Source organism: uncultured Porphyromonas sp. (genome assembly GCF_915070105.1).
GTDB lineage: Bacteria > Bacteroidota > Bacteroidia > Bacteroidales > Porphyromonadaceae > Porphyromonas.
In genome coordinates this window covers 1-15237 of the sequence record NZ_CAJZFJ010000055.1, presented here as the reverse complement: position 1 = coordinate 15237, position 15237 = coordinate 1, and the positions used below count along the sequence as shown (strand labels likewise).

Here is a 15237-nt window from a genome sequence, read left to right as displayed (position 1 = left end):
TTTCCCAAAGAAACTCCCCCTACTCCTAGATATAAGGAGTAGGGGGAGCTTCTGATTTAATTTTCTAATGTCGTTCTAATCCTTGTGAGCAGCAATGCGAGCTCGGATAGCTGCAATAAGCTCTGAGATGGGCATACCACTGCGCTCACTCATCATTGAGATCGTTGCGCGTGGGATCATGATACGAGCTAGTGGAGTGGAGAGCATCTTGAAAGCTGGATTGATCTCAGGTAGCTCAGCCTTGAGCCAAGGGTAGACATCCAGCAGGTGCTTCAGACGGGTATCTCCATTGTACTCGATAATCTCTGTTGCAGGTGCCTCCTCTGGCTCTTCCTCTGGTGCGGTAGCGGGCTTCTTCATGCAGGAGCAGGAGACATAGTTGTCATCGTCATCTTCTTCCTCAGCTGGTTGATGCACAGCCTGGGACATAGGGGTATCTTGAGATACAGTCTTCTGTGAAGGAGATGAATAGGCACTTGCCTCTTGGTCTGCATGGTTGTGTTTGTCTGCAGCCTTATTGCTCTTATCCCATGAGAGTAGGGTACGTGAGCCCTCTAGGCTACGGATGCGTGTGCAGTCCTGCATCATCTCGAGTACACCACGGAACCGTCCCTGCTCATCACGGACAGCGACGTAGGTGATATAGATGAAGAGATTGGGCTTATTGATCCAGAAGTCAACCTCGTCCTCCTCTCCATTGCGGAACTTTTCGATGATCTCCTCTACGAGGTGGACACTGGTACGAGGGTGGCAGTTCTTCACATCACGCCCGATGACGTTCTGGCTCCGAGGGAAGACTCGGTGGTCGGTGTCGGAGTAGAAGCGTACGATCTCGCTTTCATCTACGTAGGAGAGGTCTACGGGGAGGTGCTTATAGACGAGATTAATCTGCTCGAGGGTCATCTTCCCCTGTGCGACATCCAGTAGCCCATTAGGGTCTGTCCCTCCTGCACTGAAGTACTTCCCGAGGAGTGCTGCGAGCTCTCCTGCAAAGCCAGCTGTCATAGCTGAGCCTCCGGATGCTGGGGCTACTGGCTCCTCCTGCTCCTTCTTTGCCTTCCCGACGCGTATCCAGGCATAGCCAATCTCTCGGTCACCAGCCTTCATCTCTTCAAATTCGTTGGGGCGAATCATCGCTAGAGAGGTAGGGTAGAGGACGGTTTCCTCCTTTTGCATCAGGTCGAGTACATCTTCGACGATCATCTTCTGCATCTTGATGAACTCCTCATCCTTGTCCTGCTCTATGAGGCGACGAGCATCGCTGATCTCATCACGGATGAAGTCATCCAAGAGCCACATCGTCGTCGTCGGACGATCAAAGCCCTTTCGCTCAAGGATGGAGTAGAGCTGGTTCTGCTTGCGGGAGAGGTGAAGGCGGAACTTATGGAGCTCGTCATAGAGGGCGAGCCACTGGTTCTTGATTACAGGGTATTGAGCGAGCTCCTCTACCTGCTTGAGAAGCTCACGCATAGCGTCGTTCTCACGGAGGTAGCACATGATGGGGTGATCAGCAGGAAGGTCTGGACGACTAGTGTCCATCACGTCCTGGAAGAGCTGCATCATCTGCTGAATATCTTCCTTGCGACACTCATCGTTCTCAAAGGTCTTGAGTTCCTGCTCTGCTAGGGCAATCTCATAGGGACGAAGGGTCTTAACCTTCTCTCTGAGGATAGCACGAGCATCGTCTAGGGACAGCTCTCCATTCATATAGCGTTCCTTCGTATCGAGGACGATACGTAGCTTATCCATGTTCACCTCGGGGAGGTGCTTCTGCATTTCCATTGGTATGTTTTCTATTAGTTCCTTCGATTTATTAGGTACACGTAGAATTCGCTGTCTACGATGGCCTCGATTCCAATCATCGCCTCTCCAGGGAAGCGGAGAAGGGTACCTGGGGTTAGCGTGTGGGTTTCGTTTCCGTCGAGGGTGGTGATGACTTCACCCTTTACTATGGAGAAGAAGACGTCTTGCCCGATGTGGTCGTGGGGGCGTACCTTCTTCCCTTGGGGAAGATCTACGTGTACGACCATGAGCTCCTCTTGCTCTGCGACGAGACCGAATTCCTTAATCTCTGTTCCTATCATTGCGTTGTATTTGCTAGATGTTTGTAAGCTGAGCTAACTATCTCTACAGAGGTAGAGGGTGGACGGGAAGCCAGCCCTCACCTCAGTGCTCCCCCTTGCTCACTAGGGGCACACAGTCTCAAAACAACTTCACTAGATCAATCGTTCACGTAGCAGAGACTATCCTTTGGCCTCTGTGAGAGCCGAGAGTTGCCTGCGTAGCTGGTGTACCTCGCTCTCTAGGCGAGTGATCTGCTCATCTTGAGCATGGATAGTCTGCTGATAGGAGTTCAGTTCCTCGGTCTCAATGCTACTAGGTGCCTGCTCCTCCACTCGAAGGAGGAGGTCGCTCAAGACATTCATGTAGTTATTGAAGGCATCGTAGGGTGAGCTGTAGGGGCTGAAGGGATGTCCTCCCCAATTGACCGTATTCATATAATAGAAGTGGTCAGCACTCTGTAGGTAAAGCCAGTCTTGTAGTAGCCGTCTATCCTCGAGGGCATGGACTCGCTCGCCCCAGGCACGTAGCTTCTCGATCACCCCTTGCTGTAGGATATTGCCATTCCAGGCATTGGTGCTCTTCTCCTCTCCAGCCCAGCTGATAGGGTAGGCTACAGAGAGCGTGCCTACGCTCTTCTCTTCATCTAGTAGCTGAGATGGAGTCGTGAAGGTCACCCCATAATCTTGTGCTAGGGCAGGTAATGCACGGAAGAACTCAAAGATCCCTGTCTCTGGGCGGTTCATCACCCCTAGGACTTCATAGTTCATGTAGAGGCAGACGAAGTCTTCCCCCTCAGGGAGCCACTTCACTCGATCTAGGAGCTTATCGGCGGTAACGGGGTACTCTGCCGAGGCATAGTTGGAGAAGTGTGTCGTGATCAGCTCTGTTAGGTTTGCATTACGAAGTAGGAGGCGGGTCTTCGGGCTGACGGCAGAGGAGTAGAGGTAGTTTGGACTCTTCCATCCCAGTACGTGCTTGGCTCCCTCTGTGATGATACCTTCGTAGCCGAGGGCAGAGAGCTCCATGGCTATTTCATCTGAATAGATGAGTTCGGTATTACAGAAGACACGGGAGGGGCTGACACCAAAGAGTTCCTGGAGCTTGGTCTGTTGCATCCGCACCTGATTACGAAACTCTACTTCATCGTAGAGCGAGGAGATAGAGTGGGCGTAGCTCTCGGCAAGGAGCTCGACACGTCCTGTGGCTACCAGTTCCTTGAAGCTCTCGATGAGCTCGGGCTTGTAGTACTCCATCTGCTCGATAGCCAAGCCTGAGAGGGAGAAGCTGACAGAGAACTCTGGGTGAGCCTTCAGTAGCTCCAGCAGCATACGATTGGCTGGCAAGTAGCAGGTGTCAGCGATACGCTCGAAGACCTCTTCATTCAGATAGTCATCCGAATAATAATGCGAATTCCCTATGTCGAAGAAACGATAACGTCTCAGGCGGTAGGGCTGATGTATCTGGAAGCAAAGACAGATCTTTTTCATGAGGGGAATGGGTATAGTGGAGTTGTGACTTAGCGTATATATCGATCGTAGATGGCTCGTACCTTCTGACCTGCATTCTCCCAAGTGATGCTATTGACTTCACGCAGACCCTCCTCCTTGAGGAAGGCGTGCATCTCGGGATAAGTAATCAGAGCATAGATGGCATCAGCCATAGCATCGATGTCCCAGTAGTCTACCTTCACTGCGTAGTCTAGTATCTCTGCGCAGCCAGACTGATAGGAGATGATGGAGGGGACGCCACACTGCATCGCCTCCAGAGGGGATATGCCGAAGGGCTCGGAGACAGAAGGCATGACGTAGACGTCGCTGGACTTGAAGACCTCATAGACCTGCTGTCCTTTCATAAAGCCGGTGAAGTGGAAGCGGTCGGAGATGTTGCGCTTTGCCGCTAGGCGGATCATAGCATCCATCATGTCACCGCTACCTGCCATGATGAAGCGTACATTCTCTGTTCGCTCTAGTACCTTGGCGGCAGCTTCGACGAAGTATTCGCAGCCCTTCTGCATCGTGATTCGCCCGAGGAAGGTCACCACCTTGTCCTTCACACCTCGTCTGTCGGGGAGAGCTAGGATGGCAGGGTCTAGTGGGGTGACGGCATTATGTACGGTAGTGACCTTAGCTGGATCTTGGCGATACTTCTCGATCACAGTCCTACGGGTAAGGTCACTGACGGTGATGATGTGATCAGCTTGGTTCATCCCGTCCATCTCGATACCGAATACCGTGGGATTGACATTGCCTCTACTGCGGTCAAAGTCTGTGGCATGTACGTGCACCACGAGTGGCTTTCCCGTCACCTGCTTAGCATGGATACCAGCGGGATAGGTCAGCCAGTCATGGGAGTGAATGATGTCACAGGACTCGGCACGTGCGATCACACCTGCTACGATGCTGTAGTTATTGATCTCCTCGAGGAGGTTGTCGGGATACTTGCCAGAGAACTCGATGGCACCGAGGTCATTTGTCCCGAGGTAGGAGAAGTCCGCATAGATATGATCCCTCAGATGGTAGTAGAGCTCTGGGCTCATCTTGCCTGAGAGACGATCTCGTACGTGCTCATAGGTTACGTCTCTATAGACGACGGGGGTGTCTCCTGCTCCGATGATACGTAGGAAGCTCGTGTCCTCATCGCCTGAGGGGCGAGGGATGACGAAGGTGATCTCCATGTCTCCTTGGGCTGCCATGCCCTTCGTCAGTCCGTAGCTAGCAGTACCTAGACCACCTAATATGTGGGGAGGGAACTCCCATCCAAACATCAATGCTTTCATTCGTACCTTATAATCGGGAGGGTTTGTGTATCGTATTTCTTCTTTGCTTCCTCTAGGAGCTTGAGTGAACGTAGTATCTCTCCCACACTCATGGCGAAGGAGATCGCTCCACGACCTTGGAAGGGAGGGTTACCATCGAAGAGCTCACTAATGGTCGCTACTCCGTGCTCATGGAGCTCCTCCTCCATCCCGATAAGTGTCCGTTCGATGAAGGAAATAGCTCCTAGTCCGTAGAGCTTCAGACAAGCCTCGAAGTACGGGCCTAAGAGCCACGGCCATACGGAGCCGTTGTAGTAGGCTCTCTCTCGCTGGAGTTGTGTGCCATGACACTGTGCCTGATAGCCATCACTCTTGGGGCTTAGGGTACGTAGCCCCTTAGGCGTGCGTAGCTCTCGTGTGATGAAGTTCAGTACGGAGCGGCGTAGCTGCTTGGAGAGTGGTGAGTAAGGGAGCGAGGTGGCAAAGATCATATTGGGGCGTACGCTCCAGTCCTGTCGCTCGTGAGGGGAGATGTAGTCAAAGAGGTAGCCATGCTCATTGACGAAGACTTGGTTAAAGCTTTCCTTCACTCGACCTAATAGTTCCTCTAGCTCGTCATCCCACCTAGAGGGCATGACCTCACGATAGAAGCAAAGGGCATTATACCAGAGGGCATTGACCTCCACGAGATAGCCCTCTCGGCGAATGACGGCTTGCCCACCTATCTTGGCATCCATCCAGGAGAGGGGCTTGCCATCTCCTAGGATGAAGCAGAGTCCGGTCTCGTCGATACGAAGGTTGGGGTGTACGTTACGCAGATAGTAGCGTATAAGTTCGTCTAGGAAGGCACCATAGCGGCTGACCATGTCGCTGACACCTGCATAGTTCGCATACTGCTGTAGGGTCCATATTGCCCAGAGACCGACGTCAGGCTCGTTGATGCCCTGTATCTCCTTCGACACACTTACCTGTTCCATGAAGGCTCGGGTATCGGGGATGACCGTATCCATGATGCGGTAGAATCGCTCTGGGGCATCGGCATAGATCGTACATCCTGGCAAGGCTATAAAGAGGTCTCTTGCCCTCACTCCGAACCAAGGGTAACCAGCTAAAAGGTACCCACGGGTAGCATCGGGGCGGTAGTAGAACTGTAAGGCAGAGTTCAATAGACAGCTACGGAAATCCACTCTCGGGGTACGCATCGCCATTTCCTCCTCGAAGAGGGTCTCAATGCCCTGAGGATCTACTTCTTCTAGTCCTGCGGCGAAGTAGATCGACTCCCCAAGCTCTATGTCTACCTCGAAGTAGCCCGGCACGTAGAGGTCCTCGGTGTACTCGTAGCCTCTGTCCCGCTCCTTCGTGTATTCGATCCGTTCGTTCCAGGCGGGGACGCTCACGAAGTTGTTAGCCTTCGAGAGCTGCATATATAGGGTAGGGTAGCCCTCATATAGACAGAAGCTCACCCCAGAGCTTGCCTCACCATAGGACTCATTGATGCGGTCATTGCGATGGGTAAGCATCTTTACATCCCTAAAGGCGAGGAAGGGGGAAAGTCTCAGTGTCGTCTGGCTATGCGCCTCGAGGAGTGTATAGCGGATCAGTGCCCTATTGATATAGTGACAGAAGATGAACTCCTTTTGCAGAACGACCCCACCTACACGGTAGGTCATCGAGGAGGCTATATCGACATTGTACTCACGTACGTACTTGTGCCCCTTGGGGGAGAAGATCTCTCCCTCGTACTGGTGTATACCGACATTGAAGGGGACTCCGTGCTGGACAATCGTGAGGTCTAGGCTGGAGAGTAGGACGTGGTTATTGGGGCTAAGGCTGGGGATAGGTACGACGAGCACACCATGATATTTGCGGGTATTACAGCCTATGATGCTGGAGCAACAGTAGGCACCCTTTCTATTGGTGCGGATGTATTCGCGCTGGGTGGACTCATTGAGGTTCGCCATGAGGCGACGGTCAAACTTGAGGTAACTCATGCTTTGCTGATGTATGAGCCCCATTCTAGCAGAAGTGCTGTCTGTAGAGTAGTGGCAGGAGTTTGAGCTGTTAGTTGTCTATATGATCATCAGAGGGAGGTCTTGCGGGGAAGAGTCTTACCTCTAACTTGTCCGCTAAGTTAGCAATTTAACAGAGGAATATCAAGGCTTTGTACATAAACTCCAAAATTTCATCCCCCTCTACCTCTACGAGGGTGTTCCCTTTGCCGTACGAAGGCCAGTAAAGCCACACAAGTGGGGGTAATCTCGCTCCCTCCCAACGGCTTCTCTGAAAAGCTCTGTTGAGGATACTCAATTAGCCCCAATAAGGTACTGGGCAAACCTCTCGTGAGGTACAGAGGAAACCTATCATGAGGTACTAAGGGAGCCTCTTGTGAGGTATTGGGGATACTTCGTGGAGGGTGTTAAGAAGCCCTATTATGAGGGGGATATACAGATTTGAGGAGGTGGGCGCAGGAAGCATATTTAAGTTGGTAAAGCTGACTTGGAGTGGTGGGTGAGGGGTGTTTGGGGCTAGTGCTATAAGTCTCTTGGTAAAGGCTCTGGTGAATGCTGTCGTGAAAAGCATGGGTAAGCTTGAGCGGGAAGGAATGATAAGCCTTTTTGAGTGAGTAGGATAGGTCTCCATGTGGAAGGCTAGGAAAGCCAGGGGAGGGAGTAGGCATGGCCTTGGGGTGAGATTTGGGTAAGGCTTGGAGGAAAAGCGAGGTAGACCTAGGTGGCGATGTAAGGTGGTGGGCTGTGAGGAGCTTGGCTAAGTCTAGGAGGGAGGGGTGGGTGAGCCTTTGAAGGGAAGAGGGTTTGTCCCCTTTACACTTTCTCTGTAAATATTCTGATGAGTATACAGGGGCGTCCCTTAGGGTAAGGCAAGAGCCAGCCCCCCTTTTGACTCAGCACCTTGCCCTAAGATGCGAGGGGAAGGGGCTGGTGTCCTGCTAGAGAAAAGGTTATCTTTGTACTTACAAAATAGGCAATGTAAGTATTACCTCTAAGTACGTATTTTTATGAAGCAGGAACTACACCTTCTCTGTATGGTTGCTTTGACGGGGCTCCTGTGCCTCTCGAAACCCACCGAGCTACAGGCTCAGACAGGGCTGGGGCTACGTCTTGGACAGCCCGAGGAGCTCTCCCTAACGCTTGACGGTAGACTCACGATGGAGGGTGCAGCCTTTCTTCCAGAGAACAAGTCCAACTACAGCTGGACATCTAAGCCAGGTGTCACAGAACCCCTACAGATGGCTCCTGGGATGATGATCTCCCAGGCTCGTGTTGGCCTTGTCCTAGGATATAAGAAGTGGTCAGGCCGTATAGATGCGAACTTCTCTGGGAACAAAGTCAGCCTAACTGACATCTGTATCCGCTATGCCTATTCGGAGCAAGGGAATATTAGCCTTGGGCATCTCTTCGACCCAATAAGTATAGGTCTCAATACCCCCTCTCGCCATAATTCTCTGGCGATGGCTGCCCCAGTGACTTTTCTGACCCCAGCCGTACGCCACATGGGGATTACCTTAACACAATGGGGGGAGAAGTACTGGATCTCTGGCGGACTCTATGCAGGAAATATCAGCAGTACCCTAGCAGAAGCTGACTACGCTAGTGAGGGATATGGTGTGTCGGCTCGCCTTGCCTTCCTGCCTATCTCTACGGAGAGCCAGCTCCTGCTCCTCAGTGCAGGTGCTAGCACACGTACCCCTGAGCGTACACAAGACAGGACGGGGAGCATGCTCTTCTCTGCTGACGCTAGTACAGCGGTGGATCGCCATAAGTTTGTCCAGACTTCTGTCCCCTACGTCCAGCGCTATGAGACCTTCACCCTAGGAGCAGCTTACCGCAATCCTAAGTTCTTTGCCCTAGGGGAATTCCTCCTAAATAACGTCGGACATGCCCCCATAGCAGGGGCTGTGCCTGGTAGCATGATCAAGCGTGGCCTCTTCGTCTCTCCCGAGGCTTATCAGACCTACCTTGGGGGCTACCTCACCACAAGCTATATGCTACGTGGAGAGCAACGTGTCTATAATCGTAGCTCGGCGACCTTCCGCAATACTGCCGACGAGATCGAGCCAGGGGGCAACCTCGAGCTAATGGCACGTGTGAGCTATCTGGATGCAGACGAGGGCGGGCAGATGCTCGAAGGCCTTGCGGCGCTCAACTGGTATCCTAATAAGTATTTCCTACTAGGCCTGAACTATTCATACAGCGCAATGAATAGGTACGCTACAGCAGGAGGTCGTCTGACGTCCTCTGTCTTAGGTGGCTCTACCTTCAGGCTCCATACCCTACAGCTACGAGCACAGCTCGTCTTCTAACTCTACGAATAATCAGCACGAGATGCACCATAGATCAAGTTTGCTTTTAGCCCTTGGGCTCTTCCTCCTTTCCCCTTCTTTTGCAGAGGGACGTGAGGCAAAGCCCAAAACACCCGTTGCCACAGAGACGCTCCTCAAGGAGGCTCGTGAGGCCTATCAAGAATACCGCTTTGCCTCTGCGCGGGCAGCTATAGAGAAGTATATCACCGCACTGGAGAAACGTCGTCAGACAGTGCCCGAGAGTGTCCTTCGGCTACAGGCGATGATTACCCGAGCAGAGCGTATGTACCAGCGTGCAGAGCACCTGCAGATCATAGATAGCGTGGTAGTAGCAAAGCAGGCTTGGCTCCAGCACCTAGAGCAGATGGGGGGTACGATACGTCCAGAGGAGGGACACCTAAGGGGGGATAGCCTTATGCGGCAGGCCTCCTACCGAGATGCCCTAGGACGTAACTGGATTCGTCCAGCCTCCTCTGGGGTAGTGTGGCTCTCTTCCGTAGGGGAGAATTGGGAGAAACAAGCCCTTAACACCAAGGCATTAGGTGAAGGCTCTGAACTCGCATATCCCTTCCTGCTAGAGGATGGGACTACACTGATTTATGGGAGGCGCACTTCGCAGGGTCTTGGGGGCTACGACCTCTACATGACCCGACTATCAGGCCAAGGGATGAGTTTCCTCGAGCCCACGTTACTGGGGATGCCCTATAACTCTCCCTACAACGACTACCTCCTCGTCTACCACGAGAGTGAGGACTGGGGAGTGCTGGTGAGCGATCGCTTTTGCCCCGCAGACTCTGTACACCTTTACCGCTTCACAGGCAAGCCTCAGTTCCTCTCGGGGGCAAGCCAAGAGGAGGTAAATAGCCTAGGGGAAGAGGCGCTGCTTGCTCGGGCAAGCCTTCGAGGCCTTCTCTATAAGAATACCGCTGTCGCCAAGCAGTCCAAGGGTACAGCACGTGAGGGGGAAATCTACTTCCACCTCCAGGGTAGCCGTATCTACCGACATTGGTCAGACTTCTCATCTAAGGAGGCTCTAGAGGCCTATCGAGCAGCCGAGACCGAGTGTAGGTCTGTCGAGGAGCGCAGGGAGCATCTCCGTAGCTTACGAGCCACGTGGCTTCAAGCCTCTGAGGAGGATAGAGTGCGCCTCAAGGAGGAGATCCTACTGAGTGAGACCCAGCTCCGTGAACTCGAAGCCCAGCTTCGTGAGCGATACAATGCGGTGCGTAGATTAGAGGGAGTGAACTAATAAGACAAAGCTTGGATACACTAAACCAAATCATCAACCCCGATATTGCCCTCTCGGCATGGGTAGCGCTACTCATCAGTGGCTTGCTCCTCATCCTCTCGGGCTTCATGTCCTCATCCGAGGTAGCATTCTTCTCGTTGTCTCCTACCGATATTGACGCTATCAAGGAGGAGGAAGACCCTGCAGACCCTGCCCTCCTTGACCTGCTGAAGGACACGGAGAGGCTCTTAGCCACTATCCTCATTGGCAATAATCTCGTCAATGTGGCTATCGTCATTCTTACGGGCTATGCCTTTGGGCTCATCTTCGACTTCTCTTCCTCTCCTGCGCTAGGCTTCATCGTACAGACGGTAATCCTTACGCTCCTGCTCCTACTCTTTGGGGAAATCATCCCTAAGGTCTATGCACAGGCGCATCCTCTTTCCTTTAGCCGTTTCTCCTCCGGGAAGATGCGCGTTGTCTCCCGACTGCTGTATCCCTTCTCAAGCTTCCTGATGCGTACGACTAGCCTCGTGACACGACGTATGCAACCTCGTAGGTATGATCTATCGGTAGACGAACTGTCGCAGGCTGTGGATCTACTCGAGGGACACGAGCCAGAGGAGAAGGAGCTCTTTGAGGAGATCATCAACTTCCACCACAAGACCGCCTCCGAGATCATGGTGCCACGTGTCGATATGACAGATATAGATATCTCGTGGGACTTCCATCGTATGCTCTCCTTTGCTGTCGAGAGTGGTTACTCACGGATACCCGTATATGAGGACTCGGAGGACAATATCAAGGGCATTCTCTATCTAAAGGATCTCATCCCCTACAAGGAGCGAGAAGCTACCTTTGACTGGCGGGGACTCATCCGTGAGGCTTACTTCATCCCAGAGAACAAACCCCTAGATGACCTACTCGAGGAGTTTCGTAGCACCAAGAAGCATATCGCTGTCGTCGTCGATGAATACGGCGGGACGAGTGGTATCGTGACCATGGAAGACCTGCTGGAGGAGATCGTAGGAGAGATCACGGACGAATATGACGAGGAGGAGCTCCCCTATAAGCGTCTATCTGATGGGAGCTACCTCTTCGAGGGGGGGACACCTCTGACCGACGTGCTACGTGCCCTAGACCTAGAGGCGGGTACCTTCGGCAAGGCAGAGGAGCAAGTCGATACTCTCGGAGGCTTGGTGCTGGAGCTGAAGCAAGACCTCCCACACAAGGGGGATGAAGTCGAGGTCGAAGGCTGGCTCTTCAAGGTCGTATCTCTGGAGAAGTTCCGCATCACTGAGGTGCAGATCATCCCACCCTCATCCCCTGAGACTCATGTCAGCTAGTCTCGGCGTGATCAAGGAGCTAAGAGGGCTACCCGAGGGGGTAGCCCTTTACCTTTGCCCCTTCGTCTGCGAAGGGGAGAGGGCGCAACTCAAGGTGCAGCGAGAGGTCACACTCCGCCTGATACAGCATGCCCTTGAGCTCCCAGCACCTCCAGTCCTAGAGCATAGACCGAATGGTGCTCCCTACCTGCCAGCCTATCCCGACCTAAGTATTAGCGTGAGCCATGCAGAGGGCTTGGCTTCTATCCTGCTTGCCCCAAGCCCTTGGGCTGTCGGCGTCGATGTCGAAAGGTTTCGCCCCCAGCTCCTTCGGATGCAAGGGAAGTACCTCCATGAGGGAGAGTGTGCTCTATTGTCTACTTATGTATCAGAGGAGCTCACAGCATTGACACTCCTTTGGTCTGCCAAGGAAGCTCTCTTCAAGATGCTACAGCCACCCTCCCAGTCACTCCTAGACTTTCGGCTAATGGGTGTCCAGCTAGAGAGGGAGCATCGAGGTACACTGCTCTTTAGCTATGGAGGGTCTCCTCAAGGGAAGCACCACCTTAGCTACGAGGTCAACGAGGACTATGTGCTCTGCTATTGCCTTGAGTCTAGGTAAAACTATCGTCCTGAGCTAGGGGCGTGAGTCAAGTAGGGCTAGTACCAAGTAGCCCAAATGAAGAAAGGGGAAGCCCCCATAGCGAGTAGCTCCTTATCAGAGTATCCATCGCTATGGGGGCTTCCCCTTTGTGTTTCGTTCTCTGTAGGCTACCAGCTACTGGTAGAGCCTCCTCCTCCAGAGGAGCCACCTCCGAAGCTCCCTCCAGAGAAGCCTCCACCGCCTCCCCAGCCTGAACCACCGCCACCTCCGCGTCCACTGCTACTGAGTAGCTCTGAGAGGATGAGTGCCCCTAGTGCAGCCCGATCCCCCGAGTTGTCCTTGCGGTCATAGTGACCATCATGACCACAGTACTGGCAGTGGTAGTAGACGCGTATGTAGCGCTGTCCACGAGGGCTTCGGATATGTTCCTGTCTCACTATGGAGGCTGCCCGTGTACCACATTTGTCACAGTTCTGCCACTTAGTGCCAGGGATCTCCTCACCTACTATCCGCTCGTAGTCGCAGTTCGTACAGGCACAGGCTCTGTAGGTCATGGAGTGCAGTCGTATCTCTAGTAGCTGGCTAGGAGTAAGGTGCTCTGCAGTCGCCTGAGGGGAGAGGAGATGTAGGGTCTCCTGCTTGCACTTAGGACATCGGAGGGACTGGCGAGCCAATCTGCTCATCGTCCTACGTACATATAGCCAAAAGAGAATACCTACAGGGGGGCAAAGGATGACCATGAGTACGCTATAGACGTTATAGGTACGGCGCATATCACCCAGCTGGGTCAGTAGAACTCCATCATCCTCGTGGAGCTGTCTGATCCTCCCTTGGAGAGAGCTCACGGCACTATAGGTGGTGGCAATGATGAAGACTACGTAGAAGAAGAGTAGGAAGGTTGATGGGATCGTATCCCTATTTCCCCCTCGGGCTGTGCGCCTATCGGAGGTATAGCCTTCGCCAGTGATCTGTGCTTGGACAGCTTGTATCCCTGCGATGATCGCCCCAGCGTAGTCTCCCTGCTTCATCAGCGGAACCATCTCATGGCGCTGGATACGGGAGGTGACGGCATCGGGTAGTGTCCCCTCGAGTCCATAGCCGACCTCGAAGCGCATCTTACGCTGGTCGAGGGCGAAGACGAGCAGGAGCCCATCGTTCCTAGTCTTAGAGCCAATGCCCCAGAGGCGGAAGAGCTGGGTGGAGAAGCTCTCTATATCCCCCTCGATATCGTCAAGCACGACGACGGCGAACTCGACCCCTGTGCTGAGTCTCAGCTGCAGGAGGAGCTCGTTGATCCTCGCTTGTGAAGCCTCGTCTATATGCCCGCTGGGGTCAGAGAATAGCTGTAGGCTATCCTGTGCGAAGACGTTCGGTACGGTCTCTGGCGTATAGGTGTTCCCTGCCGCATGTGCCCTAACTCCGAGCGATAGTGCAAGTGTTAGAGTCACGGCTAGGAGCCTTAGCCAGTGCGTCATCTGTAGCTTCATTTGCTGATCTGTATGTAGGGCTGTACTTAGCTGATCCTAGAGCAGAGCTAGAGCTATGTCTACTTGGAGAAGTCTACGGTAGGAGCGACCTCGCTACCAGCCTGAGCTGTGAAGTAGGGGCGAGTGCGGAAGCCCGTGACGCCTGCTATGAGGGAGGCGGGGAACTTGCGGATCTTCGTATTGTATTCCTTAGCTGCGTTGTTGAAGTCCATACGAGCCGTAGCGATTCTATTCTCGGTACCCTCTAGCTGTGCCATTAGGCTCTGGAACTGTTCGTTGGCCTTGAGGTCGGGGTACTTCTCTACGACGACCATGAGGCGAGAGAGGGCGGAGGATAGGGCATCCTGGCTCTGCTGGAAGCGCTGGAGTGCGGCCTCGTCCATGTTGTTCGCATCGATGGTGGTCGCAGTGGCACGGCTACGAGCCTGGATCACACCCTCTAGGGTCTCACGCTCATGAGAGGCATAGCCCTTGACGACATTCACGAGGTTGGGGATGAGGTCAGCACGACGCTGATACTGGTTCTCTACCTGGCTCCACTGAGTGTTTACATTCTCCTGGATGCCTACTAGACCGTTGTATTGGGTGATACCCCATAGTAGGATAATGACTGCGATACCTGCTGGGATAGCCCACTTTGGAAGCTTCATGTTGTCTTTGTTCTTTAATTGTAATACATATTCTCTGTTGAGAGGCCGAAGCCGAGTACTAAGATACGTAAATCCTCAATGGTGACGACATCCTTTTCCCCGAGCGATAGTCCCCTCTCAGGATGTATTACTAACCTTATTTCTGGGGTTAGTGTTTCCTCAGACCTGATGCGGGGGGATAGCGAACTCCAGATCCTCCTCCCCTAGAGCAGGAAGGGTAGAGGTAGTGATACACCGACTCAAGGGGGATACTCTAGTGATGGATCCCCTAAATAGGTCTTCTCGTGGGGCTCATTTCGAGGGGGGTATATTGCTCCTATAATATCCCCGAAAGGGCTCTCGGTAAGAACGCCTTCGTCACCTTACATAGGTGATGAAGGCGTTCTTTATAGGAGCGCACTTGCGCTCTCGGTATGTTCGTTTTGGCTCTCTCGGTATGCTTGATACAGAGGTCGTTATGAGGGGGTGAGGAGTCTGCTTTTCGGGGGAGCTAATCTATGGCGAATACGGAGCCTCTGTCTCCCCCTATACATCTTATATTATAATGTTCGCGTGCGTATAGATAGAGGTGAGAGGTGGTAGGGGAGGATGGCATGTGAGATCTAGGAGGGGGAGACCTATGGCTCCTCGATGCTAACCTTGGGAGGGAAACTGTAGAGATGCAATGGGAGTCGGAGGGTGTGGATAAGTATTTCTTTACAGTTGTTGGGGTTTTATCCTCGTGTATATGAATGTTTTGTAGAGAGGATCGGGCGTAGAGGTGAAGAAAGTGGTCGGATGGAGGCAAACAATCTCTCTCGGGA

The 15237-nt window shown here is 53.1% G+C and carries 11 protein-coding genes; 4 read left to right on the top strand and 7 right to left on the bottom strand.

Annotated elements, in window-relative coordinates; all coding sequences use genetic code 11:
* Nucleotides 1-75 precede the first annotated feature (75 nt).
* The 5 genes from QZ554_RS06395 to QZ554_RS06375 form a co-directional block, all read right to left on the bottom strand.
* Nucleotides 76-1782 (bottom strand): DUF438 domain-containing protein, encoded by a 1707-nt coding sequence (locus QZ554_RS06395; protein ID WP_297195145.1) that lies wholly within the window; start codon nt 1780-1782, stop codon nt 76-78.
* Between the two features lie 14 nt (nt 1783-1796).
* Nucleotides 1797-2084, bottom strand: coding sequence for a cupin domain-containing protein (locus QZ554_RS06390; protein ID WP_297195143.1), 288 nt, complete (start codon nt 2082-2084; stop codon nt 1797-1799).
* Nucleotides 2085-2243: 159 nt separating this feature from the next.
* On the bottom strand, nt 2244-3551 hold the full coding sequence (locus tag QZ554_RS06385; RefSeq protein ID WP_297195141.1) for a glycoside hydrolase family 57 protein: 1308 nt from the start codon (nt 3549-3551) through the stop codon (nt 2244-2246).
* 29 nt (nt 3552-3580) lie between these two features.
* Nucleotides 3581-4840, bottom strand: coding sequence for a glycosyltransferase family 4 protein (locus QZ554_RS06380; protein WP_297195140.1), 1260 nt, complete (start codon nt 4838-4840; stop codon nt 3581-3583).
* The gene (locus QZ554_RS06375) at nt 4837-6810 is read right to left on the bottom strand and encodes a glycogen debranching enzyme N-terminal domain-containing protein (RefSeq protein WP_297195138.1); all 1974 of its coding nucleotides are present in this window, start codon (nt 6808-6810) and stop codon (nt 4837-4839) included. Before QZ554_RS06375 ends, QZ554_RS06380 begins: the two co-directional genes overlap by 4 nt.
* A 1025-nt stretch (nt 6811-7835) precedes the next feature.
* Between QZ554_RS06375 and QZ554_RS06370 the strand changes: the two genes are divergently transcribed.
* From QZ554_RS06370 to QZ554_RS06355, 4 genes are read left to right on the top strand one after another with little or no spacing between them, the layout of a single operon-like run.
* On the top strand, nt 7836-9140 hold the full coding sequence (locus QZ554_RS06370) for a porin (RefSeq protein WP_297195136.1): 1305 nt from the start codon (nt 7836-7838) through the stop codon (nt 9138-9140).
* Between the two features lie 40 nt (nt 9141-9180).
* Nucleotides 9181-10389 carry a hypothetical protein gene (locus QZ554_RS06365; protein ID WP_297195134.1) on the top strand — a complete coding sequence of 403 codons (1209 nt, stop codon included), beginning with the start codon at nt 9181-9183 and terminating at the stop codon, nt 10387-10389.
* Between the two features lie 11 nt (nt 10390-10400).
* Nucleotides 10401-11714: a hemolysin family protein gene (gene gldE / locus QZ554_RS06360; protein ID WP_297195132.1), complete on the top strand. Its 1314-nt coding sequence runs from the start codon at nt 10401-10403 to the stop codon at nt 11712-11714.
* The gene (locus tag QZ554_RS06355) at nt 11704-12315 is read left to right on the top strand and encodes a 4'-phosphopantetheinyl transferase superfamily protein (RefSeq protein WP_297195130.1); all 612 of its coding nucleotides are present in this window, start codon (nt 11704-11706) and stop codon (nt 12313-12315) included. The genes gldE and QZ554_RS06355 overlap by 11 nt, the downstream gene beginning before the upstream one ends.
* Before the next feature lie 149 nt (nt 12316-12464).
* Here the strand turns inward: QZ554_RS06355 and QZ554_RS06350 are convergent, their stop codons facing one another.
* Both QZ554_RS06350 and QZ554_RS06345 read right to left on the bottom strand, forming a co-directional pair.
* A complete protein-coding gene (locus tag QZ554_RS06350; RefSeq protein ID WP_297195128.1) occupies nt 12465-13784 on the bottom strand; it encodes a TPM domain-containing protein in 1320 nt (439 codons plus the stop codon).
* 59 nt (nt 13785-13843) lie between these two features.
* Nucleotides 13844-14434 carry a LemA family protein gene (locus tag QZ554_RS06345; protein WP_297195126.1) on the bottom strand — a complete coding sequence of 197 codons (591 nt, stop codon included), beginning with the start codon at nt 14432-14434 and terminating at the stop codon, nt 13844-13846.
* Nucleotides 14435-15237: the final 803 nt, after the last annotated feature.

Bases quoted from the DNA above. Each gene is read 5' to 3' on its own strand.
- QZ554_RS06385 (WP_297195141.1), bottom strand. From the start codon at position 3,551: ATGAAAAAGATCTGTCTTTGCTTCCAGATACATCAGCCCTACCGCCTG.
- QZ554_RS06375 (WP_297195138.1), bottom strand. From the start codon at position 6,810: ATGAGTTACCTCAAGTTTGACCGTCGCCTCATGGCGAACCTCAATGAG.
- QZ554_RS06345 (WP_297195126.1), bottom strand. From the start codon at position 14,434: ATGAAGCTTCCAAAGTGGGCTATCCCAGCAGGTATCGCAGTCATTATC.
- QZ554_RS06380 (WP_297195140.1), bottom strand. From the start codon at position 4,840: ATGAAAGCATTGATGTTTGGATGGGAGTTCCCTCCCCACATATTAGGT.
- QZ554_RS06370 (WP_297195136.1), top strand. From the start codon at position 7,836: ATGAAGCAGGAACTACACCTTCTCTGTATGGTTGCTTTGACGGGGCTC.
- QZ554_RS06350 (WP_297195128.1), bottom strand. From the start codon at position 13,784: ATGAAGCTACAGATGACGCACTGGCTAAGGCTCCTAGCCGTGACTCTA.
- QZ554_RS06395 (WP_297195145.1), bottom strand. From the start codon at position 1,782: ATGGAAATGCAGAAGCACCTCCCCGAGGTGAACATGGATAAGCTACGT.
- QZ554_RS06390 (WP_297195143.1), bottom strand. From the start codon at position 2,084: ATGATAGGAACAGAGATTAAGGAATTCGGTCTCGTCGCAGAGCAAGAG.
- QZ554_RS06355 (WP_297195130.1), top strand. From the start codon at position 11,704: ATGTCAGCTAGTCTCGGCGTGATCAAGGAGCTAAGAGGGCTACCCGAG.